Here is a 25,989-nt window from a genome sequence, read left to right on the forward strand (position 1 = left end):
AAACTAAAATATTAAAATATGAAAAACATAAATAAACTAATAAAAACAATGTTTTCATTATCACTCTTAACACTTTTATTTATTAGTTGTGATGATGATGAATATGTAGCTCCAGGATCTTTTACAGATTTATCTATTACCTGGACTTCAGGTGCTTCCTCGGCGAGAGAATCAGAGGTTAATAGATTCTTCTCTTTCAGTGATATTTCTGCAGGAGCAGAATACAGCGAATGGCGAATACCATCAAATGCTTTCTTTTTACAAGGTCCAATACCTAATAATTTAGATAATCATGATGCCTATATTGTAAATCCAGGAGATACAGTATCAAGTGAGAAAACGGTTCACGTATTATGGAAAAAAGGAGATTCACTTACAGAAGTGAAATATTACGGTATATTTAATGATTCTACTTCGTTTAGATTTAATTTATACTACGATACCGAACTAAAAAGTGATGTTGAAGATACCATTAAAACTGTTAACATTAATGGTAAATGGATAGCTGATTACACATTTATAATTGATGTTTATGATACAGTTGTTGCAGTTCCTGAAGTAAGATATATGGATGGAACAGTACTTGATCATGAAAATACAGATGCCGTTACTTTAACTTTTGGAGACAAACTAATCTTTGAAGATTTAAGTGGTTTACAACTAGATAATAATGCTCGTCCTGAAACTACCAAATGGCGTGTTCATACTCGTGAAACTGATACTACAAATCAAACAAACGTATATAATAATACAATTACTAGAGTTGAGTTAAGAGATAGAGTTATAGACACCATAACTTTTGATGATCTTGGTGAATATCAAGTAGAATTAAGAGCAACAAGAGAAAGAACTGAAAGACTTAAACAAAACTTTGAAGTTTACGATATTCCAACTGTATTTACGGTAGTTCCTTTAAACGAACCATTTACATATATTGGTGATGTTGTTGAGTCCAATGCAGATATTATTCAAATAGACTTAAGTCATAAAATAAGACCGATAACAGAAAATGTTGCTGGTAACTTTAGTGTTAAAGTGGATGGTGTTGCAAAAACTATCGAATCTGTTTCTAGAAATAGCAATGGTACAAAATTATTGATAGCTTTAGTTGACCCAATAGTTCCGCAAGATGCAACCAAAACAGTTACCGTTTCATATGATGGAGGAAATGCAGATTTAAGATCATATGACGAACGTTTATTAGAAGCATTTACTAATTTACCAATAGATGTTTATGTTCCAACTCCAACATTCCAAACTGGAGATGTTATTGAGTTAGAAAATGAAACTATTCAAATATCTTTCCAAGATGCCATTGATGCAGCTTCATTTGGTGATGCAGTAACAGGGTTTGAAGTATTGGTAAATGGATCAGCTTTTGCTATTTCAACTGTAACATTAGATGCAGGAAATCCAAAAACAATAAACATTAAATTAACTAATCCTATTATTAATACAGATGAAATTTTCGTTTCATATGACGGTTCAGGATCAATTTACGCCGTAGGAGATGGAGCAGTAACACCATTTTCAAATTTACCAGTAAAAATGAACATCATTGATATTTTAAATGGAGATGGAAGTTTTAATGATGGTGCACAGTGGACTAATGCAGGTAATACTCCAGGTGTTGATTCGAACATATCGGTTGTAACACCTTCAGTACCTAATTCGCCTGACACAGGAACTGTTATGTTTATTGAAGCTATTGACGGGAAAAAGGCAGATTTAAGATCTACTGGTACATTTTCTTACGAATCAGGTGTAACTTATATCTTAAAATTCAAAAGATACCTTTTTGCTGAGCACACTACAGCATTTGCAAAAATATACTTAGGAGGTACGCAAATTAAACCAGACCCAGAACAATATGGTGGAGCAGCAACTGGAGTATGGGAAGAAGTTTCATATGAATTTACCTATACTGGTGGATCTGTTGATGATATTTTAAGAATTCAACCTATACCGGTTGGAGTTTGTAAAGTTTATTATGACGATATGATACTTTATAAAAAAGAATCGAGATAATATTAATAAATATTTAGTTAAAAAACCTGCAAATAACTTTGCAGGTTTTTTTATTTTATAAAGTTGAATTAAATTATACGTTATGCTGGCAACAAAATTTATTACATTTGCAGCATGGAAAACGAAGTTTCAAAAATATTTGGTATTAGAGCTGTTATAGAAGCTATAGACTCTGGAAAAACAATAAGTAAAGTATACCTTCAAAAAGGTTTAAGCGGTCAATTATTTTCCGAATTAAACATTCTTATTAAAAGAAATAATATTGCTACTAGTTTTGTTCCGGTTGAAAAACTAAACAGGTTATCTAAAAATAGTAATCATCAAGGTGTTGTTGCGCAAACCTCAGCAATTGACTTTGCCGATTTAGATGCACTTATTACTTCAACCTTAGAGAAGTCTAAAGCACCATTATTTTTATTATTAGATCAAGTTTCGGATGTAAGAAACTTTGGTGCTATTATTAGAACTGCTGAATGTACTGGAGTTGATGGCATAATTATTCAAAAACAAGGAAATGCTCCTATAAGCGCCGATACTATTAAAACCTCTGCAGGAGCAGCATTTAAATTGCCTATTTGCAAGGTTGACCATATTAAAGATGCTATTTTTCAATTTCAAGCAGCGGAAGTTCAAATTGTAGCTGCAACAGAAAAAACAGATAATCTTATTTATAATGTTGATTTAACTTTACCAACTGCTATTATTATGGGATCTGAAGATAGAGGTATTAATCCTTCAATTTTAAAAATTGTTGACGTTAAAGCTAAATTACCATTATTAGGAGAAATTGAATCGCTTAATGTTGGTGTTGCTTGTGGTGCATTTTTGTATGAAGCAACAAGACAACGATTGTAATTTTTTTATTCTAAAACCTTGTCATTCTGAAAGAAGTGTAACGGAATAAAGAATCTGCCGCTAGTAAATCGTGAGATTCTTCACTATCGTTCAGAATGACATTGAGAATTAAAATTTATCAGTTCCCTCACCCAAAGGTTCAGATTCCTCCTCTGGAGGGTTAAAATTACCGTCTTCATCAAAATAATTATCAAACTCTTCATTTTCCGAAAATTGAAAGGACTCTGGTTGAGGCCCCATTTTTCTGAATATTACAGCAAACAGTAATCCTGTTAAAAAACCAGATAAGTGACCTTCCCAAGAAATTCTGTCAGTAGTTGGGAAAATATACCATATCATACTCCCATATAAAAAAACAACAGCGAAAGACAAAGCTACTAACCTATAATATTTCCTTATTATTCCACTAAAAAAAACAAAACTTACTAATAAATAAACGACACCACTTGCTCCAATATGATATGATGGCCTTGCAATAACCCAAGTTACCAATCCGCTTAAAAATGCGCCATAAAGCAATACTTTTAACGCAATTTTTCTGTAAAAATAGAATAAGCTTATAAGCATAACTAGTAAAGGTACAGAGTTATTAAATAAATGTTTTGCATCTCCATGAATAAAAGGTGAAAAAATAATTCCTCTTAAACCCACTATTCTTTTTGGGTAAATACCATACTTATTAAAATTATAACCAAATTTAATTTCAATAAAATAAATAACCCAAAGGATAAAAATCACTAAAATTGGGATTGTTACAATGCTTCTTTTGTATTTAAAATTACCATCTTCCATATAATAAACGTTATATCAAATATAAGCCCAATAATTCTAAATTGAAATAATGTCAGTTACTATAAAGTTACTTTCATTTATTTATTATTTTTACCCTATGAATGAGCCATTAGCTGAAAGAATACGTCCAAAAAATTTAGACGACTATATTAGCCAACAACATTTAGTTGGTAAAAATGGTGCATTAACGCAACATATAAAAAGAGGCATTATTCCTTCTCTTATATTTTGGGGACCTCCAGGAATTGGTAAAACAACATTAGCTAACATTATAGCCAAAGAATCTAAAAGACCATTTTACACTTTAAGTGCAATTAGTTCTGGAGTAAAGGACGTAAGAGATGTTATTGCTAAAGCAAAACAAAGTGGTGGTTTGTTTACCGATAAAAATCCAATTCTTTTTATAGATGAAATACATAGATTTAGTAAATCTCAACAAGACTCTCTTTTGGGAGCTGTTGAAAAAGGTTGGGTAACCTTAATTGGTGCTACAACAGAAAATCCAAGTTTTGAGGTTATTCCTGCCCTCCTATCTCGGTGTCAGGTTTATATTTTAAATTCTTTTAGTAAAATAGATTTGGAGGATTTATTAGAAAGAGCACTACAAAAAGATATTCATATTTCTAAAAAAGAAATTAAAATTGAAGAAACCGAGGCTTTGCTAAGAGTATCAGGTGGTGATGCTCGTAAACTTTTGAATATTTTTGAATTGGTTGTAAATTCCGAAGACGAACCCATCCATATTACTGATGAATTAGTGCTTTCAAAAATTCAAAAAAACACTGTTTTATACGATAAAACAGGGGAACAACATTACGATATTGTATCTGCTTTTATAAAATCGATAAGAGGAAGTGATCCCAATGCGGCAGTTTATTGGTTAGCTAGAATGATTGAAGGTGGAGAAGATGCTAAATTTATTGCTAGGAGGCTTCTTATTTTAGCTTCAGAAGATATTGGAAATGCAAATCCTACAGCATTGATAATGGCAAATAACACATTTCAGGCAGTAAATACTATTGGTTTTCCCGAATCACGCATTATTTTAAGTCAGTGTGCTGTATATTTAGCAAGTTCTCCAAAAAGTAATGCAAGTTATGAAGCTATAGGAAAAGCGCAAGAATTGGTTAGAAAAACAGGTGATTTATCAGTTCCATTACATTTGCGAAATGCTCCTACAAAATTAATGAAGGAACTAGATTATGGAAAAGAATACAAATATGCGCATAGCTATGAAAACAACTTTATAGAACAAGAATTTATGCCCGATGAATTAAAAAACACACAGTTGTTTAATCCTGGAAATAATCCGCGCGAAAATAGCCTTAGAGAATTTCTAAAAAAGCGATGGAAAACTAAATATAAGTATTAATATTAATTAACTCTTTTAAATACTTCTGTTCCGTTTTTTGAGTCAACATTTAAATTTCCTTGAGCATCAACTTGTAATAATTGTGGTTGTTTAAAAGCCGCCCATTTTATAATATATATACTAGATTTTGATGTTTTATAAATTGTTGCGAATTGAAAGTTTTCGTCACCTCCAATAACAGAATATTCATCACCATCTTTAGTTATGGTGCTTCTCCCCCAATTTCCAAAAGTATAACTACCTTCTAAATTAACATTTATATTTTTAACTTCTAGTTCTTTCTTTTTTAACACAGCGGTTGCCTCTTTTTTAATTTTAACCGGTTTTTCTTTTGCTTTTTCAATTTCCTTTTTAGGAGCTTTTTCAACAATTGCTTTACTTTCTGCTTCAACTACTTTTACAACCTTTTTCGGACTTTCTTTAATTTGTTCAACTTCTTGTTTAACAATTGTTTTTTGAAGTGGTTCGTACTTGTAATTTAAAGCCTCAATATCTTCAAATGCTTTTCTAATAACACCGTGATAAGCCTTTTTAAAATCTTTGTCTTTTGTTTTTGCTTCTTTTGTAACGAATACCGCTGTATTTGTACAATCAAGTAATTGAATAACAATTCGAGTACTTAAAAAAGCCGGAATTGTTTTTATTTTAACTTTTAAGGCTAAACACCTATCCAATGCTAAATCTTCAGGATAAGATTCGTCCGTAAATAATGCTGTAAAACCTGCTCTTTCAAATAAAAATTTAGTTAATGAATTTACTTGATAACTATCCTCTTCATTTTGGAATTCAAATTGTTTTGGAACTAACACGTATTTGTAATTATTAATATTTTTTTGAGCAAATAATGCGCTAATAGTTAATAATAAAAAGGATACTACTAAAAATGATTTTTTCATTTGATTATTTTTATAAATATTTTTTAATTTCATATAAATTGTTTACCGATTTAATGTTTTCGGAAACTGGATGGTTGCTAAAATTACAAAAAATAACATCGAGACCAACATTTTTTGCTCCCATTATATCGGCCTCCCAATTATCGCCAATCATAATTGACTCCTTAGATTGCGCATTTGCTATTTTTAATGCTTGATTAAAAATTATAGGGTTTGGTTTTTTAACACCTACTTCTTCGGAAGTAATTATTTTACTAAAATACTTTTGTAAACCCGACTTTTTAATTTTTTCATGTTGAACTTCATTAAAGCCATTTGTAATTATATGCATTGAATAATTAGGCATTAAATAATCTAAAATTTCAAACGTACCATCAAACAAATAATTATTTAGAGGTAAATGATCAATATAATCGATTGCTAAACTATTGATGGTTTGATTACTGACTTCAAATTTTATTTTGGTAAATGTTTCTTTTAAACGTCCATAGCGTAAGTCTTCTTTTGAAACACGTTCTTCTCTATACATTTTCCAATATTTTTGATTAATTGGCCTGTAGTAATTAGCAAATTTTTGGAAATCTATGTTTAGTTTGTGTTTTTGAAATATAGACTTAAATGCTAAATCGGAATTTGTTTCAAAATCCCATAAGGTATGATCTAAATCGAAAAAAATGTGGTTGATATTATTCATCTTGTAAAAATACTATAAAATTAAACAGTTTTCAAAGTTCGAATTTTATTATTGTCTTATATTTGAATTTGAAAAACTACCAAAATTAGGAATCTTTTCAATAATTAATTCTAACAAAATAAATGCCCTCAGCCACATATAAAAACAACACTATTATTAAAAATACAGGGCTTCTATATGTAAGGATGTTCTTTACTTTGGCTGTTTCATTATTTACCTCTCGAATTATTTTAAATACTTTAGGAGTAATAGATTTTGGGTTATTTAATGTTGTTGGAAGTGTAATTTCAACTTTTCTCTTTATCAACATGTCAATGGCCGCAACTACTCAGCGCTTTTTGTCTTTTGAATTAGGTAAAGGAAATCATGAAAAACTAATTCAGTTATTTAGTTCTGTTTTAAATATACATATTGTAATTGCATTATTAATTTTAATTTTAGCAGAAACCTTAGGTCTTTGGTTTCTATATAATAAATTAAATATTCCAAATGATAGATTATCTGCTTCTCTTTGGGTATATCAATTTTCAGTATTCTCTGCTTTAATAGCAATTATTCAAGTTCCATATAATGCTTCAATAAAATCACATGAAAAAATGGGGGTTATAGCATATTTTAGTATAATAGAGGTTTCGTTAAACTTAATACTTGTTTATATACTTACTTTAATTGAATATGATAAACTTAAACTATATGCAATTCTTGTTTTTCTATTAAAACTTGGGGTTGCCTATGGCTATAGAGTATATTGTAAAAAATCGTTTAGTGAATGTCATTACAAATTTTATTTTAATAAGGAATTATACAAACAACTAATTTCATATTCTGGATGGAGTTTATTTGGAAATATTTCAGTTATAGCCAAAGGTCATGCCGTTAATATTTTACTCAATCTATTTTATGGGCCAATTTTGAATGCAGCTATGGGTATTGCCAACCAAGTTAGCAATGCAATTAATTCATTTTTTTTAAATTTTCAAATGGCAGCTAATCCTCAAATTATAAAATCTTATGCTTCTAAGGAAATAGATTTTATGATGAATTTAATTTATAGAAGCTCCAAATTTTCTTTTTTATTATTATTTCTCTTATCTCTTCCTGTACTAATTGAAACAAATTATATTCTTAAATTATGGCTAGGAATCGTTCCTGAATTTGCTGTTATTTTTACTTTTTTAGGGATTATAAATATTTTGGTTGACAGTATTTCTGGATCATTAATAACAGCGGCGCATGCTTCTGGAAGAATAAAAAATTATCAAATAATTGTTGGAAGCAGCCTTATTTTAAGTTTGCCTATTTCATACCTTTTTTTAAAACTAGGATATAAGCCCGAAATAACGTTATATATTGGAATTTTCACATCAATTGTAGCACTATTTTTAAGACTAATTATTTTAAAGAATCTTATAAATATTTCAATTAAAAAATTCATATCACAAGTATTGTTAAAAATACTTTACATTATTATTTTTTCAGTTATTTTACCATTATTTTTAAAGTTAAATCTTGATGAAGGATTTATGAGGTTCGCTATAGTTACGGTATCTTCAATAATTTGTATTGTCCTAACTATTAATGCAATTGGCATTAATAAAGAAGAAAAAACATTAATAAAGAACTCAATAAGGTTTTTATTGAAAAATGAAAAATAAATCAGCAATAAAAAAAATTGGTATTTTAACACTTCCATTAAATCTAAATTATGGAGGAATTATTCAAGCCTATGCCCTACTCACCTATATATCTTCTTTAGGGCATAATGTTGAATTTATTAATTTAAAAATAAGACCTTCTTTTTCATTTCCTTATAAACTAAGAAATTTTTTGTACAAAGTTTATTTTAACAAGTTCTATATTGATCGAATAAAAACAACTGTTGAATTACCTATTCAAAAATTTAAAGATGAAAATATAAACCCAAAAACTTCTGTAATTAGTTCAATTGAGAAATTAAATAATATAAATCAATACAATTATTCTGCTTTTATAGTTGGAAGTGATCAAGTTTGGAGATTCGAATATTCTAAAAATTTCAAAAAAACTTTTTTTCTTGATTTTATTAAAAATAAAAAAATAAAAAAAATAGCATATGCCGCTTCATTCGGCAATAATGAATGGGTAAACCATAATTATACAGTAGAAATAAAAAACTTATTGAATAAATTTAACAAAATTTCTGTTAGGGAAGATTCAGCGGTTAAAATTTGTAAGGATATTTTCTCTGTTTATTCAGAATTAAATCTAGACCCAGCTCTATTACTAAAAAAAGAAGACTATATAAATATTATCAATAAAACTCAACCATCTTTAAAATTTGGAAATATTTATACATATATATTAGATGATACACAATGTAAAAACGAAATCATACATTTGGCAGAACAAAATTTAGGTTTAAAATCATTTTCAGTCAATTTTGGTAATAAATATAAAACATTACCAAAAAACGAGATGATTAAATACCAACACTCTTCTGTTGAGGATTGGATTAAAGGTTTTTATCAATGTGATTTTGTAATTACTGATTCTTACCATGGTACAATTTTCTCTATATTATTTAATAAACCCTTTATTGCTATTGGAAATTCTAATAGAGGACTCACTAGATTTACATCACTTTTAAAACTATTTAATTTAGAAAACCGATTTGTTTCAACGACCAATCAATTAGATGAAAAATTATTAAAATCTAATATAGATTTTACTTCTGTTAATAAAATTCTAGAAGATCAAAGATTAAAATCTTTTAATTTTATAAAAGAAGCTTTAAATGAATAATCTTACACCATTAATATCAATAATAATTCCTATTTACAACGCAGAAAAACATCTAAAGAAATGTATTTCAAGTGTTTTAAATCAAACTTATGATAATTTTGAATTAATATTAGTAAACGACGGCTCAACTGATAACTCAAGCTTAATATGCAATAATTTTGAGAAACTAGATAAACGAATTAAAATTACTTCTCAAAAAAATAAAGGAGTTTCTTCAGCCAGAAATATTGGAATTAATGAAGCAAAAGGAGAATATATTTGCTTTGTGGATGCTGATGATTGGGTTACCAAAAACTATTTAAGCCATTTTAACCTAAAAATTGATATTGATTTACAAATTCAAAGTGTAAGAATTTGGCATGAAATTGATAATAGAATTAAAGATGTTAAATTCTCAAAACAAAAATTATATAAAAATTCTCAAATAATTGAAGTTATAGAAATTGCCGAAAGAAATGAATTAATAAGAAGCCCATGGATAAAGCTCTTTAAGACAAGTATTATTAAGGATAATAATATTAAGTTCAACTCTAATATTTCTTATGGCGAAGATTATATTTTTGTCTTAAATTATTTAATGTTCATTTCATCTATCTACATTATTGACAAAGTCAATTACATATATGCCCAAAGAAAAAATAATTCATTATCTAAAAAATATATCTCATATGAAGAAAGATTCAATTTTTTTAAAGAATTAAATTTATTGAGAAAAAAACCAATTAATTCATTTTATTTTCCTTCAAATTCATATTTACATTTTATTAATCAAAAAAATACTCATTACTTAACGAACCTAATTATAGGTATATATGATAAAAGAAGTAATTTTAACAGACATGACCGCTTGATTAAATTAAGAGAATTAAAGCCTAAATTGATTACTTATTATTATTCCAAAGAACTCAACATATTACAAAAACTATCATGGTTCTTTCTTAAATTATTTCCCGTTATAATTGCTGATTTAATAATTAACACTTCAAGGGTATTTTATTTAATTTTATTAAGATTTTTACGTTTATTTAAAACTTCTTTATAAATTTTAAAAAACTGAAAGCCAACACTTTCATAACTATATCTTTTAATTGCACTTGCAGAAATACTTTCTCTATCATAAAAAGATAAATTATTTATCATTCTTTCCAATTCATAAAGTAATTGTTTTTCGTTCCCTTGTTCAACCAAAACTCCATTTTTTTTAGAAATCATTTCATTTATCCCTCCAACATCGGAAGACAAAACAGGCAGTCCACAAGCTAAAGCTTCAATAATTACACAAGGTAAGTTTTCGAAATTACTAAACAATAAAAACAAATGATTTCTTTGAAGTATTAATGCTATCTCTTCTGCTGATTTATTTTGCTCTATTGAATAAAAACTATCACTCAAATTTATATTTATCGCGTATTGAACTATAGATTCAATTTTACCATCAGTAACTATGTTCAATATAAAATCTTGTCTAATTTTACTCAGTTTACCAATAACATTAATTATTCCCTTTACATTTTTATGCTCCTCTTTCAATGAAGAAATATGGACAATATTTATCTTATTATTGTTTTTTGACTCCTTAAATTTAAAATAATTAGTATTTATAACGTTAGGTACAACTCTATAACTCCCCTTAAGTCCAAGTCTCTTCATCGAGTTTTCTAAGTCTTTTGATACTGGGCAAATAATCTCAGCCTTTTTTGAAATTCTATTTATTATGATTTTTTCAATAAAACTAAAATTCGATGAACTAGTTGATAAATATGATGTGCTATGCTCTGTAATTACAATTGGAATATTGTACTTTTTATTTAAATAAACTGCAAATAATCCAGCAGGAAAAATCACATTCAAATGAAGAATATCTATATTTATTCTTTCAGAAATAATTGCTTCAAAACCTTTAAGAAAAGCTTTATGTTGGCGCTGCTTTTTTCTATATGTAGAAACAATTGAAGAAGAATTTATTTTCTTATAATAGACTGTAATTTCTTTTAAACCTTCATTATTATTCTTTGAAACAATAAAGCTACTATTCTGATTTCTACTCTGTGTTTGCAAACAAAACACATTACAATACTTAGAAACAGCCTTGGCATGTTGTTGAACAAAATTTCCATTAAATGGGAGTACTTTGTTTGGATACCAAGAATTAATAAATAAAACATTAATTTTGTTCATATAAAGACTTAAAAACAGTTTATAAAGTTAAATTAATCTTTTTTATACCAAAGAGATTTTATTTAAAAAGATTCCTATGAACAAACTTCAAAAAATACAAAAAGCTTTATTATTACTTCTAAAAAAACCAAGTCTAATAAATTTAATACTTAATAGTGACTATAAGTGGGAAGGAAAATTAAAGAAAAATTCTCAACCGAAAACGCTACCTATAATTAAAATAAATGATTTAATTACATTAAACAATGAAGTTCTCAATACGGTGACTTTTTTAGGAGGAGGATCAATGCCTACTGATATTTTATTACTAAAAGGATTGGCTAAACGATTTAAAAACTGCTCCTATTTTGAAATTGGTACTTGGAGGGGAGAAAGTGTTATAAATGTTGCTGATGTGGCTAAAGAGTGCTACACGTTGAATTTATCTAAAGAAGAAATTTTAAATAATAATCTTTCAATAAAATATGCCAATTTGCATGGGGTTTTATCAAAGAAGAATAAAGGTATAAAACATCTTTATGGTAACTCTTTAAATTTTGATTTTAAAAAACTTAACAAAAAATTTGACCTAGTTTTCATTGATGGAAATCACACTTACGAATATATAAAGAATGACACCAAAAATATATTTAAACACCTAATTCATGAAAACTCAATAGTGGTTTGGCATGACTATGCTTATCATCCAGAAATGATAAGGCCTGAAGTATTATGCGGTATTCTTGATGGTATTCCTAATCAAAATAAAAATAACTTATATCATGTTTCAAATACAATGTGCGCTATTTATATTAATGAAAATTTGAAAGCAACTTCATTTGAATCACCAGTTAAACCAATATTAAAGTTTAAAGTTCAAATTGAAACATCTAAATTTTAAATTCTTTTTTGTTTATATAAATAATACAATTCTTTCTTTCCGCCAAAACTCTTATAAAAATCGGCTATACCATCAATCATTGAACCTTCAAAATCTAAAGTTTTATTTGAAGAAATTTTATCTTTAATCAAACTATCTATAATTGAGCTAGTAACTTGTTTGTTTTTCCCTTCATCTGTTACAACAGAAAACAGATATGTAATTCTACTTTTACTTTCTAAAAACAATACTCCTCCCAAAATACTTCCATCATTTCTTTCAATTCCAGTTATAAATCCGTTCTTTTTCTTTAAAGCATAAAAAGCTAGTTTTTTCAACTTTAAATAATCATCATTATTAATATTTAAATATGAATAATATCTTTTGCCTATTTCAATTAATGATTGAATATTAACTTCTTTAATTGAAAGATTATTTCTATAACCTTGTTTTACGCGATTTTTTCTATCAGCTCTATATTCTTTATAAACCTCCTCATAACTCCTATTTAAAGGCAAAATATAATTTACTCTTTCTGTAATATTTTTATGTTTAAAAACATTTCCTGAATTAAACTGAATTGTAATCTTCTTAAATTTTCTTGGAATTGCTTTAATAAAACTAACAATTAATTCTTCTGAAATAGTATTTGAAGAAAAAACACCTAACTGCTGTGTCCAAGCTGGTGGATAGATATATTTTATAAAATATTTTTGTCGCCAAGGTAACGGCATCACCGCTTCATAATCATTTAAAACTAATACATCCCAATTATCCGCCACTATATCTAAATACCAACTATATGCATAAATTCTTGAGTTTAAAGCGTTCTTAATACAAAAGTCGTATTTTTCAACATTAACTTTATTTCGTTTTAAGTAATGAATCATTTATTAGCCGTTAACATTTCTTTATAAATAGCACTCCAGCCAATCCATTTATCATTTTCACTTAAGGCATCATTATGAAATGAACTTATAAATGTACCATCAACTTCTATTACTTCATTTTTTAACTGTGTAATTTTATTTAAACTTTCTTCATTTGAAAATTTCATTCCATCTTTTAAACTGGTATCCATAATTGCAATAGGAAATAACTTTAGCGGAGTTTGAATTTCAAAATCTAAATCGTAAAAATAAAATGGTGTACAAGTACTCGCTCTAAAACCAATATGTTTGGCATATCCCATTGAATAATCTTCTTCAATATCAAGATCTATTAAATTTTGATATGTTTCTGGAATAATTAATCTTAAATAATGCTGTCTAGAAAACGTGACAGGTGTATTGATAATTCCTTCTAATCTAAGTTTTTCTTTTTTAAGTTTCTCTTCATTTCTAACAGCATAGTAAGATGGTTTTAAACCAACTTTTGCATAATCAGCTACCGATTTTATAAGTGATATAAATTTTGTTGTTGAAAACGATATATTTTTATCGTAGGTAGTATAATCTGCCAATAAAAAGAAAAACAATGTTTTTATATTATGCTCTTTTTTAAAGGTAATTAATTGCGAAAAAGTATTAAAAGGGTCCTGTTTTAAATTTAAGTTTGTTAATAACCTATACCACAAGTTAACAAATCTTAAATGGGCCAAATCATTTAAATATCCACCAATAGAACGAACTATCCCTTTGTGTTTATATGCGTAAGCCATATCAACGTCAATAGTTGATATCATATTAAAACTTCTATTTTTAAACTCATAATTTGGGAATTTAGCTTTCAATAACTCTAAAAATTTATAAGCCCAAATGTCAACTACTGGCTTTTCTAAAAAACCATTTTTAAAGGCTACACTTTCTTCAGCCGGAAAACGTTCATGTTTATCTTGCACGTGTGGTAAATACTCTTCGTACCTGCTAATTAAATAAAAGCTAGCTGCAAAAATATCGTACGGAATACTTGAGGCTTCTCCTGCGGGAAAAAAGCAAGGTATTTCGTCCCAATTAGAAATATTTATATCAATATCATTTATTCCTTGCTCAAATAATAAATCATGACTTCTAATAAAAAACTCCGAAGCTAAAGGATTTTTTGCATAAGTCATTTTTGGACCATTGTGAGCAACAAACTCGTCTACTTTAGTTGAAAAAGTAACTGGAATTTGCAATATTCTAACAAAAAAATGCTTAAAAATATAATTCAGTCGTGGTGTAATTTTTTGGGTATAAACTAATAGCATTTTTAGTTAATGGTTACTTATTATTAAACTGTTCAATTTTTAATTTGTTACGTGCTTCAAATAAATTTACATTAAACTTTCATCGGCAAAGCTAAAGTACGCATTTTCAGTAATAATTAGATGGTCTAAAACTTTAACGTCAAGTGTTTCTCCTGCTTGCTTTAATTTTTTTGTAATTATTTTATCTGCATTGCTAGGCTGTAACTTTCCTGATGGATGATTATGGCATAAAATAATTGCTGTTGCATACAATTCAATTGCTTTTTTAAAAACCAATCTAACATCTACCAAAGTACCTGTTAAACCTCCTTTACTCAATTGTTCTTTATATAAAACTTTGTTTGAATTGTTTAAAAAAACAATCCAAAACTCTTCATGTTGTAATTCACCAATAATTGGCTGCATTAAATTAAAAACATCCTTACTACTTCCAATTTTAGGAATTTCTAATGCTTCTTCTAACCTTCTACGTCTTCCTAACTCTAAAGCGGTTATTATTGAAATTGCTTTAGCTTCTCCAATACCTTTAAATTTTTGTAATTCGGAAACAGAAAGTTTACCCAACTTATTTAAATTATTATTTATTGAATTTAAAATTCTCTTTGCCAAATCAACTGCACTTTCATTTCTATTACCCGATCCTATTAAAATCGCAATCAACTCAGCATCCGACAAAGAAGATTTTCCTTTTAAAACTAATTTTTCGCGAGGCCTATCATCTTCAGCCCAAGATTTTATCGAAAGGGTTTTCTTAGTATAATCCATATCAATTTTTTTTTCAAAGATAAGAGTAATATCTTTGTTGTAAATATATTAAGTATATGAAAATTATTATTGCTGGCGCTGGAGACGTAGGTTTTCATTTAGCCAAATTACTTTCATTTGAATCTCAAGATATTTATCTAATAGATTCTGATAGTGAAAAATTGGAATATGCCAGTAGCCATATAGATGTTATTACCAAAAAAGGAGATGCAACTTCTCTAAAACTTTTAAAAGAAGTTGGAATAGCTCAAGCTGATATTTTTTTAGCTGTAACAGAATCTCAAAACACTAATTTTACAATTTCTGTTCTAGCAAAAAAGTTAGGTGCAAAAAAAACAATCGCTCGAATTTCTAATCATGAGTTTACCCAAAATTCGGAAATAGATTTTGCTGAAATTGGAATTGATTTTATGATTTCTCCGGGTGAATTAGCTTCGGATGAAATTAAAATGCTATTAAATCAATCCGCATTTAACGATACCATACAATTTGAAAATGGAACCTTAAATATTTTAGGAAGCACTTTAGATTATAATTCTCCTTTAATTAATTTAACAGTACAAGAAGCACGAAATAGATTTAAAGATATAGACTTTATTACAATTGCTATAAAGCCCGAAAAAAGTAATGAAACTATTATTCCAAGAGGTAACACCGTATATAGAGCAAATGACCAAATTTACTTTTCTACTCCAAAAGAAAGTATAAAAAAATTATACCAATTAATGGGAAAAACTCAATTTGGTGTAAAAGATGTTATGATTTTAGGTGGCGGAAAAATTGGAGTAAAAGCCGCAAGAAACCTTTGCGACAATTTTAATATTAAATTAATAGAAATAGATAAAGACCGTGCTTTTGAGGTTGCCGAAAAAATACCTGCGGCACTTGTAATAAAAGGTGATGGTAGAGATGTTGAGCTTTTGGAAGAAGAAAATATCTCTGAAATGGATGCATTTGTTGCGGTAACTGGTCATTCAGAAACCAATATTATGTCGTGTTTGGTTGCAAAATCAAAAGGCGTAAAAAAAACAATTGCATTAGTTGAAAATATGGATTACATCAATATTTCTCAAACTATTGGAATAGATACTTTAATTAATAAAAAATTACTAGCTGCAAGTGCTATTTTTAAACATGTAAGAAAAGGTGTAGTTTTAAAACTTGCAAACTTACACAACGTAGATGCTGAGGTTTTAGAATTTTTAGTTAAGGAAAACTCACCAGTAACAAAAAATATTGTTAGAGATATTAAAATTACTAAAAAAGCAGTATTTGGAGGTGTTATTAGAAAAGGTGTTGCTATGATGACTTTTGGTGATTTTCAAATTATGGCAGGTGACAAAGCTGTTGTCTTCTGTTTACCGGAAGCTATTCATAAAGTTGAAAAACTTTTTAATTAAACAATGAAACATCTCAACTTTAAAATTATAGTTAGTTTTTTAGGATTAACATCAATGCTTAATGGATTGTTTATGTTAATTGCTGTTCCTTTTAGTTTGTATTATAACGAACCCGAAAAATGGGGAATTTTACAAGCAGGTTTAACAACTATAATAATTGGATTTGTATTATGGTTTTTTAATCGAAACGCCAACAAAAACCTTGGTAAAAAAGAAGGATACATAATTGTAACTCTTGGTTGGTTAATGCTTTCTTTTACAGGTACACTACCCTATGTTTTTACAGGAGCAATTCCAAATTACACAAATGCTTTTTTCGAAACAATTTCTGGTTATTCAACTACGGGTTCTTCAATTTTAACAGACATTGAATCTATGCCAAAGGGAATATTATTTTGGCGAAGTGCCACTCATTGGATTGGAGGAATGGGTATTATTGTATTAACAGTTGCTATTTTACCTTTATTAGGAATTGGAGGAATGCAGCTATTTATGGCTGAAGCTCCAGGACCTTCTGCCGACAAAATGCATCCAAGAATAACCGAGACAGCCAAAAGATTGTGGTTTATATATTTTTCATTAACCTTTACTGAATTTTTTCTTCTTAAAATTGCTGGAATGACATGGTTTGATGCAATTAACCATGCAATGGCAACTATGAGTACTGGTGGTTTTTCAACAAAAAATGCAAGTGTAGCACATTACAATGCTTTTCCTGCAATTCAATACATTATCATCGCATTTATGTTTGTTGCTGGTGCCAATTTTGTATTAACTTATTTTGCATTGAAAGGTAAAATTCAAAAAGTTTTTAAAAGTGAAGAATTTAAATATTACTTTTTTGGAGTTATAGGACTAACATTAGTAATGACTTTATTAATTTCTAATTTTCAAGATCCAAACCTAGTTTCTACCATATCACATCCAAAACCTCTTGGAGAAATTGAGAGTAATTTTAGACATGCTGCGTTTCAAATAGTATCTGTTTTAACTACCACTGGATTTGTTTCTGCAGATTTTACAATGTGGAATTCTTTAGCAACAATGATTATGTTTTCTTTGTTTTTTATAGGTGGCTCTGCTGGTTCAACAAGTGGAGGTGTTAAAATAGTTAGACATATTGTAATTATAAAAAACAGTATCTTAGAATTTAAAAAATTGCTACACCCTAATGCTATTTTACCTGTAAGATATGACGGTGTAGGAATTCAACAAAATATTGTATTTAATATTCTATCTTTTTTTGTGTTGTATATGGGAATATTTATAACGAGCTCAATTATACTAACATTCTTTGGATTAGATTTTTTATCGGCCTTAGGTGCAACAGCATCGTCATTAGGTAATATTGGTCCGGCAATAGGTAGCGTAAGTCCTGTTGATAATTTTGCGCATTTATCAATTCCTGCTAAATGGATGTGTTCGTTTTTAATGTTAATTGGTAGATTAGAATTGTTTACTGTTTTAATACTGTTTACACCGTTTTTCTGGAAAAAATGTTAATTATAAACGCCAACTATATAATTTTATTTCAATAATGGGCAGCCACAATTTCTACAAATGTGCTCGTCTATTTCATGCATAAAACTACATGCGTTACAAAAAATAATATCATCTTTTGATTTATCAAATTTTTCATAAGATTGTAATTCTCCGTGAAACCTAACTTTTTCTCCTACTTTATAATAGTTATATATTGTTGCATCATTTTCTGATCGTATCTCATGTTTTTTATTTCTTTGATCCGCTATATACACAACAAAATCAGTACTTTTTCCTTTTTCAATAATTTCTTTTTCTACTACTTCTCCATCCCAAGAAGGAGTTTTTTTAACTGATAACATTGCATAAATACCAATTAAAAAAAACATTCCTCCAATTCCTAAACCAATATACAATGCTTCTGGGTTATCCATTTCAGAACTGGTTTCGCCATATAAATAAAAACCAGCAACCGCGACAATAGCCAACCCAAAACCAAATTGATAACGATAATTTTTTGTGTTTTTTATATGTTGCTTAAAAGCTGGATCATGTATTTTTAATGAATAAGCCATTTGTTTTAGGTATTACTTTATATTTAACTCGTCTACAAGAGGCCTTAAATCAATATATTCTGATGCTGGAATATTTAATTCTTCGGTATTTGTTAAAGTTCTATCTGTGTAATAATACTTAATATACAACCCATAAAAAGGTTGTTTAATAATCTTTGCTTTTTTAATTCCCGACAACGGAAAATCCCAATTATGAAAAAATCCGTTAATGTATGCGAAGTTTTTTCCAATTAATATTTTTCCATCATTTTTTAAATTCCTATTTCTGTAATAAAATGGCAATCCAAAGGCGAAAAAAGATAAAAAAACAATAAGTCCTATTAAAACAAAAAACATAGCCAATTTTCCTTCATCAATAATTAAAATAAAGACTCCAAAAACTACCACTGAAATTACAGAAATAACCATTAAAAGACCTCTATTTTTGGATTTTTCGTTTTCAAATAAAAAATTAACATAGTTTTGTTTTTCGAAATCAGATAAGGTCCAAGCTGCTAATAATTTTTCACCTGATATTAAAGATTGTAATTTTTTCTCTCTACTTCTAAACATAAATCCAATTACTACAGCCGATAAACAAAAGAAAATTGAAAGCATAACAATAGCCGGATGAATTGGTAAACTATCTAAATCCATTATAGCCAATACCACAATAAATGCAAAAAAACCTGCAGCAATCCATGACTTTTTAACAATAGATGTTTGATTGTTTTGAAGCTTTATAGTTTGATTTATTTTATTTAACTCACTTTTGTTTATATCAACATATTTTTGCTTCTCTAATTTTAGCTTAATTGGTTTGGGTGTTTCTATTATCTTTTTAACACTAATAATCTTTTCGCCACAATTTGTGCAAAATTTTGAGTTTTCACTTAATTCTTGTCCGCAATTTGTACAAAACTTCATAAGTTTATTTCTTTAGTTTTTTAATATTCCAGCTACTTTTTGTTAAGGTGCTAAAAAACACCAATTTGTTTTCATCTTCATAAAAATGCAATTCAAAATCACCTTTTACACCTCTTAAATTAACTATTGCTTGATAATTATTTGATCCGAAAGGAGTTATTTTGGCTTCGAACAAACCATTTTCATCTTTACCTTCAACAATATTATCTTTTCTAGTTAAAACAATTATTGCATCTTTTTCTCCTAAAATAATTCCTGTTGGATCGTACCATTTACCTTCCAATTTAGCCAACTCATCAATTGGTGAAAATGGTTTTTCTAAAGGATCTACATCCTTTAAAAAAAAATTCCCAATAAAAAACAATACTGTTAAAACAAGTATTCCTATTATTGCAATTGAAAGTCGTCTACCTTTATTAGGCTGGTTTAAACTATCCTCTACAAGGCTTACTTCATCATTAATTTTAGTATTAATTTGTTTGTTATTACTTTTTAATGTAGCACCACAATTCGTGCAAAATTTTGTTTCTTTAGAAAGTTTAGTTCCACAATTTGGACAAATTTTTGATTTCATAATTCTTAACTTTTTTTATTTCCACTAATAATAAGTTTCGCATTTATAATAATTAACAACACAAGACATAGAATAATAATTAAATAAAACACATCCGATCCTATAAATTCAATCAACTGCATTATAATTGAAAAGGCTAGAATTGCTTGCAACACCAAAACTATCTTTGCGATTATATTAATTGGTTTTTTCTTTTTCTTACGGATAAAATAAATAACACCAACTATTACCGAAAAAATAAGAATCCCTGTAATTTCTTCACTTCCAGAATTAAAAAGAACAAAAAGTATATTCACAATAATATAAAAAAGCATCCACTTTTGACTTTTGGTAGAAGTGTCACTTGTTGCTTGGTTATTCTCTTTATCCTCTATTGAAGCTGAAGATTTAAATGTATTGCTGTTAGATTTAGTAAAGCCTTCTTCTATAATTTTTTTAGTTTCATTTTCTATAAGTTTCTTAGCTTCTGTTCCTGCTGAAGGCCGCTCTTCTAATGAACTTTTAAGGTTGTCTTTTAAGGATTTTGAAACTCTTTTATGCATTTTTTCTTTATAAGTAGCATCTTTTTTCGTGTCTGATTCACTATCTATTTTTATTATTGAAATATTCGCTCCACAAGCTGGGCAAAATTTAGCACCTTTAATAATCTCTGTTCCGCAATGTGTACAAAAAGCCATAGTTTTTTTATTTAAGTTATTTTATTACCACAATTTGAACAAAACTTAGCATTTGCTTCTAATTTATTACCACATTGAGAACAAAAAATAGGTTGAGTATTGGCAATGGTTTCACCTTGAATAACATTTTGCTCTTGAATCGGATTTAAAGCAATTTCAACATACTTTTTTAAGTACTTTTGTAATGTTCTACCATCTACATTAAAAATACTAAAATCGTTATCGCCTTCTGTTACAACAACAAATAAAGCAGATGCTGCTATAACAATAAATTGTGTATTATTTTCTGTGTTTTTAAGCATTAATCCTTTATCCCACCAAACAATTCCTCTTAAATACCAAGTCAAATTTTTTCCAATAAAAAATACTTCTTCTCCTGCTATCTCATCCATATACCCAATCAGTTCCTTATGAGCTAGTTGCGCTATACCCATATCAAAATTTTCTTGAGAAGGTTCTGTTTGATGCAATAATTTTTTCCAATGTTGCCACCAGGTTTTTTCATTAGTTCGGTGGTTACTATCTTGCATAATCCGCATTAAACTTTTACTGGTAAAGGTCAATAACTCATCAGGTGCCCAATCTTGTGTTGGTGAAGGATACTTTTCGATAAAAAGTTCAATTAACAGAGTAAATACTTGAAAAGCATCTGCGGACAAATGTCTTATAGAACTATTCTTAAAATCCATAGCTGAATAATCAACCAAAGCATTTGTGGCAAAATGCTCAAAATCTAAATAACTTTTAAAAGGCTCAAAACGCAATGTGTTATTAAAAGTTGTACCCAAAAGAGCTAATTTTTCACCTACACTATTAAGATACATTTTATAGGTTTGAACAACAGTTCTTCTTCTTATTTTATTAAACTCAACAGTAAAAGCTGGTTTATTTAGAATTTGTAAATACTCAAAAAGTTCTTCTGAAGTTGGTAATTTACGCCAAGACAAATCTTGATCTAAAGCTAATTCCATTTCATAGAAATCTTCACCAATCAAATTTTTTATTCTTTCATCAGTTAAACCTGCTGCTTTTGCTATATCTCTAAATTCTGTCGATAATAATTCCATAGTTCTTTTTTTAACCAAATAATCTTTCAAACATTCCTTTTTTAGTTACATTTTTTAATGATTTGAATTCGCCATCTATGTCTTTCATTACATCCTCTAACCCTTTATCGTATCCCAAATCTTGTAATTTCTTATGTGTTTCAGCCATTTTTTCTGAAGTCATATCTACATCAGTAGGTTGCTCGTCTATTACTTTCATAGCTTTTTCAAGTTTATCACTTGTAGGCTTGGTTTTATAATTTTGTTTTTCGTAACCTTGTTTTACTTTTTTAATTGTTTTAGTGGCTTTTTGTGCTTGGGCATATTTCTCTGGTCGTTCACCTGCATTTTTGACCTTATTTTTGTACATATCTCCCATACTTTCAGGGTTTTTTAAGACTGATTTCCCATCCTTAACATTTATGATATTAGCTTTTCCTTGAGTTCTTTTACCTGTATTAGGATCAATCTTTTGATCTGAATAATCAATGTTAGCTTCTTCACAAGTGAAGTCTGTTGCGAGCTGTTGTTTGCGAGCAGCCCAGTCGGCATCTGAAATATGAGGAGGTTTATTTGTCAATTCTCCAAAAATTCGATTTGATTTGGCTTCAAATACTTTTCGAGACACTTCAACTTTCGCTATTTTACCATTTTTTAGTTTTACTTTTCTTACTACTCGGTAATCTCTATCTGTATTTAAATTATCACTTGTATCTCCTGGGGTCCTAAAATCATCCACTTCTAAATCTTTTGGATTCATTTTTAATTCACGTGCCAAATCGTTAATTAATATTCTGTCGTGTTCTTGATAAATCTTCTTTCGAGGCCCGTCAAATGCTTTTTTCAACTCTGGACTTCCATGATTCTTAATAGTACGAACAACAGCTGGATCTTCCATTATCTCTAAAACCTTTTGTTTATCCATAAATTTACCACCAATTCTATTTGTTCTAATTTCACTTTCTAATTCTGCAAGTTTCTTTTTTACTGCAGCAGATTCTGTAGAATTTGGAAGCTTTTGTTGCTTATTTTTTTCATTTTGAACTTTATCTTTTTGAGGATTTTCTTTCTGTGAATTTTCTTTCTGAGGTTTTTGGTCGTTGGCTCCATGTCTACTTTTTAACTGTTTCCCTAAAAATTGAACTAGTAGCTCATCTCTAACTTCTCTTCCTGTATTTTTAGCTGCCTGAATCATAGATTTAGTTTGATACAAATGAAACAGAAACTGAGTACTTACATAAACCGCCCAACAGAGTGCTTTGTTTTTTCCAACTAGCTTTTCAATATTTTCTATATTTAATAGTCTTCCTTTCGTTGTCGACATTAAATAAGGCATTAACTTATCTATTTGACGATTTTTAAAAGCTTCCCAACCCGTATCTTTTTCATATATAAAGAAATTAATTGCATCAATCATTTCGGCTTTAATCATACCGGCAGCTGTTGCTCCTAATCCTTTCAAGTAATAACTAGCCAATGCTGCAAAACAGAGATCTCCTGCCCATTGCGTCCATTCTAAAGTGGTTACTATTCTATTTGCCCATTTATCAACTTCTTTATAACCTTCGGCTCCTTCAGCAAGCACAAGTTGTGCAGCAATATGGCCTATTCTATTTCGCAGCTCCACTAATCCTTCAGTATCCAAAAAATGTTTTTGTATCTCAAGAATCTGAGTTAGTTTTTCACGAGCATTACTATGTGGCACATAGTTATCGATCATATACTTACATTCTCTGTAAGCCTCTTCCCAAGTTTTTATTTTTTTTCCAACATCTTTGGTTTTTACCTTGACAGTAATTTCATGATAAAAATCTTCAGGGTTTTCATCTCCGCTTGTTTCTGCAGAAATGCTGTAATTAAGCTCGTAAGTTTCTCCAGCTCCAGGAATTTCCTCAGCAGTTTTCAATGTATATCTTGCATATGGTACGGTAGAAACCAATTGGTCGAACGTGATTTCGGGTTGCAGTATACTTACTAAGTTTTTAATGGCTTTTTCGTTATTGAGTAATTCAAATTTTAAGTTGCTCAATCCAATTTTATCAGGAAGGATCGTGTTCGATTTTTCATCATATCTAAACAGACTTAATTCTATAGGTTTTTCAACAGGCTTATCGGCATATATTTGAATACTCTTTTTTTTGTCGAAACCTCTTTCTAAATAAAGTCCTTCTTTAGAAATTGTTACACTTATATGACTTTCTATTGGTTCTTCTTCTTCTTGTGAGGCTCCAATTACCAATGTTTTGGTTATACTACGATTTCCTTTTGGCAATTCCATAATTGGACCAGTTAGTATTACCCACATTTCGGTTTCACTTTCTTTTTCAAAATTTATTTCTGTTAGTGGATCATCTTCTATATCTACTCCAATACGGTACATGCCTGTGAACTTCCATTTTTCTTCTTCACCTGCATTTTCTATCCAAACTTTGAAACGGATTTGTGTTTTTTCATCCGTAACAGGAAAAGTACAGTGATAAATTTCCGATTCTAAATAACAATCTAGTAAATGAATAAGGAGTTTTTCTTGTAAAGGTTCTTCTTCATCTTCCAACTCAACACTCATTAATACTTCCATAGTTGCTGGAGGGTGTGATGATGCTGCTACGGGATTAGGATTGGAAGCTCCCACATTAATACCTGCCCAACCATCGTCCCAAACTGGTTCTGAGATTTCTGCCCAATCACCTAAAGGAGTAAAATCTATGCTTTTAGTTAAATTATCTATCGGTTTATTAGCGACATCAACTACTTGAGCGTATAATGTAATAAGTCTGTTAATATCAGGACGTAAACTTCGCTTGTTGTTAGGAGCAGTTTCAAAAACAATTTTTGGTTCTCCTCCGGCATTTATGGTAACATCCTTTTGATATTGATGTCCCTCTGCATTGGCAACAATGGTAATTTTAAACTGACTCTCTGTAGGTTGTTCTTTAAGTGATAATTGACAGTTAAAAGGTGTAGTTCCGCTAGTGGGCTGAATTAGTAATGCAAGCTCTGAATTAACTATCTGAATTGCTGCATTGATACTTTTTTGAGATGTTTCTGTAACTTTCACCACTCTAACCTCTAAATTACCTTGTTTTTCTTCTGAAAAATCAAATTTTTCTGTACTTAGCTGTAAAATGTAGCCTGCTTTTTCTTCGTTTTCTTTCTTATTTTCTTTTTTATTTTTAGACTGTTTAGATTTTTTTAACCGCTTTCTTATTGCTACAATAGCTGCACCTAAAGCTGCCCCGGCAATAATAACTTCCCACGGAATATCATCATTGTTATTGGAAGAACCTTCATTTGTTTTAGCATCTTTATTTACCGAACTTTTATTACTTTTTAGTGATGGTGCAAAACCTAAGGCAAGTCCTGAATCATTATTTGGATATGATTTAAGATAGGCAATAAATTGGTTGTATTTTTCATTTAAACTTTTACCAGGTTCAACGGAAGCATGTTTTGCAAAACCAAACTTTCCTGTTTGTTTATTCTGAAATAAATTATATTCGTTAATAAAACTACCCATTATTCCGGTAACCTCAACATAAATAATCGTTCTAGAAATGTCTTGAGGAGGTAAAATTCCAGCCTGCCGCTTGTTGTGAAACTTTATAGGTTGGGACATTCTTGGAGTTTGATTATCCACAACTTTTCCATTAACACTAATGGTTTTATTTAATTGATTTGTTAAATCTTTTACTGCTTCATTTATTTCCAAATTTGATGGCAAGCGACTCCATTTATAGGGGTCTAGTTGCCCTAAAATATTCTCCGAAATAAAAACCATCAAAATAAATAGTAAAATGGAGAGATGAAAATTTTTAAAAGGTGTAGTTTTTTTCATAACTATCTAATTAAAATAATCAATTAATAATGGGGTTACTAATCCAATTATGATCGATTTTTTAACTAGTAGTACTTTAAATTTAC

General features: G+C 29.0%; 22 protein-coding genes. 9 read left to right on the plus strand and 13 right to left on the minus strand.

Going from position 1 to position 25,989, the window contains the following annotated elements; genetic code table 11:
* Positions 1–18: 18 nt before the first annotated feature.
* Together Q0776_RS10665 and rlmB are read left to right on the plus strand one after the other, a co-directional pair.
* Positions 19–2,028 carry a SwmB domain-containing protein gene (locus Q0776_RS10665; RefSeq protein WP_298367963.1) on the plus strand — a complete coding sequence of 670 codons (2,010 nt, stop codon included), beginning with the start codon at positions 19–21 and terminating at the stop codon, positions 2,026–2,028.
* 114 nt (positions 2,029–2,142) lie between these two features.
* Positions 2,143–2,883, plus strand: coding sequence for a 23S rRNA (guanosine(2251)-2'-O)-methyltransferase RlmB (gene rlmB / locus Q0776_RS10670; RefSeq protein WP_298367966.1), 741 nt, complete (start codon positions 2,143–2,145; stop codon positions 2,881–2,883).
* A gap of 108 nt (positions 2,884–2,991) precedes the next feature.
* On the opposite strand, the gene Q0776_RS10675 is transcribed toward rlmB, so the two are convergent.
* Positions 2,992–3,675, minus strand: coding sequence for a rhomboid family intramembrane serine protease (locus Q0776_RS10675; RefSeq protein WP_298367968.1), 684 nt, complete (start codon positions 3,673–3,675; stop codon positions 2,992–2,994).
* Positions 3,676–3,772: 97 nt separating this feature from the next.
* On the opposite strand from Q0776_RS10675, the gene Q0776_RS10680 reads away from it, so the two are divergent.
* On the plus strand, positions 3,773–5,047 hold the full coding sequence (locus Q0776_RS10680; RefSeq protein WP_298368543.1) for a replication-associated recombination protein A: 1,275 nt from the start codon (positions 3,773–3,775) through the stop codon (positions 5,045–5,047).
* 2 nt (positions 5,048–5,049) lie between these two features.
* Here Q0776_RS10680 and Q0776_RS10685 read toward each other — a convergent pair whose 3' ends face one another.
* Positions 5,050–5,943: a hypothetical protein gene (locus Q0776_RS10685; RefSeq protein ID WP_298367971.1), complete on the minus strand. Its 894-nt coding sequence runs from the start codon at positions 5,941–5,943 to the stop codon at positions 5,050–5,052.
* Positions 5,944–5,953: 10 nt separating this feature from the next.
* Positions 5,954–6,637 (minus strand): YjjG family noncanonical pyrimidine nucleotidase, encoded by a 684-nt coding sequence (locus Q0776_RS10690; RefSeq protein WP_298367974.1) that lies wholly within the window; start codon positions 6,635–6,637, stop codon positions 5,954–5,956.
* Between the two features lie 122 nt (positions 6,638–6,759).
* On the opposite strand from Q0776_RS10690, the gene Q0776_RS10695 reads away from it, so the two are divergent.
* Genes Q0776_RS10695 through Q0776_RS10705 form a run of 3 tightly spaced genes read left to right on the plus strand, consistent with a single transcriptional unit; the run spans position 6,760 to position 10,460 of the window.
* Complete coding sequence (locus tag Q0776_RS10695) at positions 6,760–8,292, plus strand: lipopolysaccharide biosynthesis protein (protein ID WP_298367976.1); 1,533 nt, start codon at positions 6,760–6,762, stop codon at positions 8,290–8,292.
* The gene (locus Q0776_RS10700; protein ID WP_298367978.1) at positions 8,282–9,418 is read left to right on the plus strand and encodes a polysaccharide pyruvyl transferase family protein; all 1,137 of its coding nucleotides are present in this window, start codon (positions 8,282–8,284) and stop codon (positions 9,416–9,418) included. Before Q0776_RS10695 ends, Q0776_RS10700 begins: the two co-directional genes overlap by 11 nt.
* Positions 9,411–10,460, plus strand: a complete 1,050-nt coding sequence (locus Q0776_RS10705; RefSeq protein ID WP_298367979.1) for a glycosyltransferase family A protein — start codon at positions 9,411–9,413, stop codon at positions 10,458–10,460. Before Q0776_RS10700 ends, Q0776_RS10705 begins: the two co-directional genes overlap by 8 nt.
* On the opposite strand, the gene Q0776_RS10710 is transcribed toward Q0776_RS10705, so the two are convergent.
* Positions 10,412–11,596: a glycosyltransferase gene (locus Q0776_RS10710; RefSeq protein WP_298367981.1), complete on the minus strand. Its 1,185-nt coding sequence runs from the start codon at positions 11,594–11,596 to the stop codon at positions 10,412–10,414. The two genes, Q0776_RS10705 and Q0776_RS10710, sit on opposite strands and share 49 nt — an antisense overlap.
* Before the next feature lie 76 nt (positions 11,597–11,672).
* Here Q0776_RS10710 and Q0776_RS10715 point away from each other — a divergent pair, with 76 nt between their 5' ends.
* On the plus strand, positions 11,673–12,476 hold the full coding sequence (locus Q0776_RS10715; RefSeq protein ID WP_298367983.1) for a class I SAM-dependent methyltransferase: 804 nt from the start codon (positions 11,673–11,675) through the stop codon (positions 12,474–12,476).
* On the opposite strand, the gene Q0776_RS10720 is transcribed toward Q0776_RS10715, so the two are convergent.
* The 3 genes from Q0776_RS10720 to radC form a co-directional block, all read right to left on the minus strand.
* Positions 12,473–13,345 (minus strand): hypothetical protein, encoded by an 873-nt coding sequence (locus Q0776_RS10720; RefSeq protein WP_298367984.1) that lies wholly within the window; start codon positions 13,343–13,345, stop codon positions 12,473–12,475. The two genes, Q0776_RS10715 and Q0776_RS10720, sit on opposite strands and share 4 nt — an antisense overlap.
* The gene (locus Q0776_RS10725) at positions 13,342–14,643 is read right to left on the minus strand and encodes a polysaccharide deacetylase family protein (RefSeq protein WP_298367986.1); all 1,302 of its coding nucleotides are present in this window, start codon (positions 14,641–14,643) and stop codon (positions 13,342–13,344) included. The genes Q0776_RS10720 and Q0776_RS10725 overlap by 4 nt, the downstream gene beginning before the upstream one ends.
* A 66-nt stretch (positions 14,644–14,709) precedes the next feature.
* Complete coding sequence (radC, locus tag Q0776_RS10730; protein ID WP_298367988.1) at positions 14,710–15,408, minus strand: DNA repair protein RadC; 699 nt, start codon at positions 15,406–15,408, stop codon at positions 14,710–14,712.
* Positions 15,409–15,464: 56 nt separating this feature from the next.
* Here radC and trkA point away from each other — a divergent pair, with 56 nt between their 5' ends.
* Together trkA and Q0776_RS10740 are read left to right on the plus strand one after the other, a co-directional pair.
* Positions 15,465–16,808 carry a Trk system potassium transporter TrkA gene (trkA, locus tag Q0776_RS10735; protein ID WP_298367990.1) on the plus strand — a complete coding sequence of 448 codons (1,344 nt, stop codon included), beginning with the start codon at positions 15,465–15,467 and terminating at the stop codon, positions 16,806–16,808.
* 3 nt (positions 16,809–16,811) lie between these two features.
* Entirely contained in the window at positions 16,812–18,311 is a 1,500-nt protein-coding gene (locus Q0776_RS10740; protein ID WP_298367992.1) for a potassium transporter TrkG, read from the plus strand.
* A 23-nt stretch (positions 18,312–18,334) separates the two neighbouring features.
* On the opposite strand, the gene Q0776_RS10745 is transcribed toward Q0776_RS10740, so the two are convergent.
* From Q0776_RS10745 to Q0776_RS10770, 6 genes are read right to left on the minus strand one after another with little or no spacing between them, the layout of a single operon-like run.
* A complete protein-coding gene (locus Q0776_RS10745; protein ID WP_298367994.1) occupies positions 18,335–18,865 on the minus strand; it encodes a hypothetical protein in 531 nt (176 codons plus the stop codon).
* Between the two features lie 12 nt (positions 18,866–18,877).
* Positions 18,878–19,771 carry a zinc ribbon domain-containing protein gene (locus tag Q0776_RS10750; protein ID WP_298367996.1) on the minus strand — a complete coding sequence of 298 codons (894 nt, stop codon included), beginning with the start codon at positions 19,769–19,771 and terminating at the stop codon, positions 18,878–18,880.
* Between the two features lie 4 nt (positions 19,772–19,775).
* A complete protein-coding gene (locus Q0776_RS10755) occupies positions 19,776–20,345 on the minus strand; it encodes a zinc ribbon domain-containing protein (RefSeq protein WP_298367997.1) in 570 nt (189 codons plus the stop codon).
* 5 nt (positions 20,346–20,350) lie between these two features.
* Entirely contained in the window at positions 20,351–21,022 is a 672-nt protein-coding gene (locus Q0776_RS10760) for a zinc ribbon domain-containing protein (protein WP_298367999.1), read from the minus strand.
* An 11-nt stretch (positions 21,023–21,033) separates the two neighbouring features.
* Positions 21,034–22,089 (minus strand): zinc ribbon domain-containing protein, encoded by a 1,056-nt coding sequence (locus tag Q0776_RS10765; RefSeq protein ID WP_298368001.1) that lies wholly within the window; start codon positions 22,087–22,089, stop codon positions 21,034–21,036.
* 10 nt (positions 22,090–22,099) lie between these two features.
* On the minus strand, positions 22,100–25,903 hold the full coding sequence (locus tag Q0776_RS10770; protein ID WP_298368003.1) for a hypothetical protein: 3,804 nt from the start codon (positions 25,901–25,903) through the stop codon (positions 22,100–22,102).
* Between the last annotated feature and the right edge of the window lie 86 nt (positions 25,904–25,989).

The sequence above is a fragment of the uncultured Lutibacter sp. genome, assembly GCF_947495725.1.
Taxonomy (GTDB): domain Bacteria; phylum Bacteroidota; class Bacteroidia; order Flavobacteriales; family Flavobacteriaceae; genus Lutibacter.

What these genes read in the sequence shown, in the direction of transcription:
- Q0776_RS10665 (WP_298367963.1), top strand. Translation starts at nt 19, where the DNA reads ATGAAAAACATAAATAAACTAATAAAAACAATGTTTTCATTATCACTC.
- rlmB (WP_298367966.1), top strand. Translation starts at nt 2,143, where the DNA reads ATGGAAAACGAAGTTTCAAAAATATTTGGTATTAGAGCTGTTATAGAA.
- Q0776_RS10675 (WP_298367968.1), bottom strand. Translation starts at nt 3,675, where the DNA reads ATGGAAGATGGTAATTTTAAATACAAAAGAAGCATTGTAACAATCCCA.
- Q0776_RS10680 (WP_298368543.1), top strand. Translation starts at nt 3,773, where the DNA reads ATGAATGAGCCATTAGCTGAAAGAATACGTCCAAAAAATTTAGACGAC.
- Q0776_RS10685 (WP_298367971.1), bottom strand. Translation starts at nt 5,943, where the DNA reads ATGAAAAAATCATTTTTAGTAGTATCCTTTTTATTATTAACTATTAGC.
- Q0776_RS10690 (WP_298367974.1), bottom strand. Translation starts at nt 6,637, where the DNA reads ATGAATAATATCAACCACATTTTTTTCGATTTAGATCATACCTTATGG.
- Q0776_RS10695 (WP_298367976.1), top strand. Translation starts at nt 6,760, where the DNA reads ATGCCCTCAGCCACATATAAAAACAACACTATTATTAAAAATACAGGG.
- Q0776_RS10700 (WP_298367978.1), top strand. Translation starts at nt 8,282, where the DNA reads ATGAAAAATAAATCAGCAATAAAAAAAATTGGTATTTTAACACTTCCA.
- Q0776_RS10705 (WP_298367979.1), top strand. Translation starts at nt 9,411, where the DNA reads ATGAATAATCTTACACCATTAATATCAATAATAATTCCTATTTACAAC.
- Q0776_RS10710 (WP_298367981.1), bottom strand. Translation starts at nt 11,596, where the DNA reads ATGAACAAAATTAATGTTTTATTTATTAATTCTTGGTATCCAAACAAA.
- Q0776_RS10715 (WP_298367983.1), top strand. Translation starts at nt 11,673, where the DNA reads ATGAACAAACTTCAAAAAATACAAAAAGCTTTATTATTACTTCTAAAA.
- Q0776_RS10720 (WP_298367984.1), bottom strand. Translation starts at nt 13,345, where the DNA reads ATGATTCATTACTTAAAACGAAATAAAGTTAATGTTGAAAAATACGAC.
- Q0776_RS10725 (WP_298367986.1), bottom strand. Translation starts at nt 14,643, where the DNA reads ATGCTATTAGTTTATACCCAAAAAATTACACCACGACTGAATTATATT.
- radC (WP_298367988.1), bottom strand. Translation starts at nt 15,408, where the DNA reads ATGGATTATACTAAGAAAACCCTTTCGATAAAATCTTGGGCTGAAGAT.
- trkA (WP_298367990.1), top strand. Translation starts at nt 15,465, where the DNA reads ATGAAAATTATTATTGCTGGCGCTGGAGACGTAGGTTTTCATTTAGCC.
- Q0776_RS10740 (WP_298367992.1), top strand. Translation starts at nt 16,812, where the DNA reads ATGAAACATCTCAACTTTAAAATTATAGTTAGTTTTTTAGGATTAACA.
- Q0776_RS10745 (WP_298367994.1), bottom strand. Translation starts at nt 18,865, where the DNA reads ATGGCTTATTCATTAAAAATACATGATCCAGCTTTTAAGCAACATATA.
- Q0776_RS10750 (WP_298367996.1), bottom strand. Translation starts at nt 19,771, where the DNA reads ATGAAGTTTTGTACAAATTGCGGACAAGAATTAAGTGAAAACTCAAAA.
- Q0776_RS10755 (WP_298367997.1), bottom strand. Translation starts at nt 20,345, where the DNA reads ATGAAATCAAAAATTTGTCCAAATTGTGGAACTAAACTTTCTAAAGAA.
- Q0776_RS10760 (WP_298367999.1), bottom strand. Translation starts at nt 21,022, where the DNA reads ATGGCTTTTTGTACACATTGCGGAACAGAGATTATTAAAGGTGCTAAA.
- Q0776_RS10765 (WP_298368001.1), bottom strand. Translation starts at nt 22,089, where the DNA reads ATGGAATTATTATCGACAGAATTTAGAGATATAGCAAAAGCAGCAGGT.
- Q0776_RS10770 (WP_298368003.1), bottom strand. Translation starts at nt 25,903, where the DNA reads ATGAAAAAAACTACACCTTTTAAAAATTTTCATCTCTCCATTTTACTA.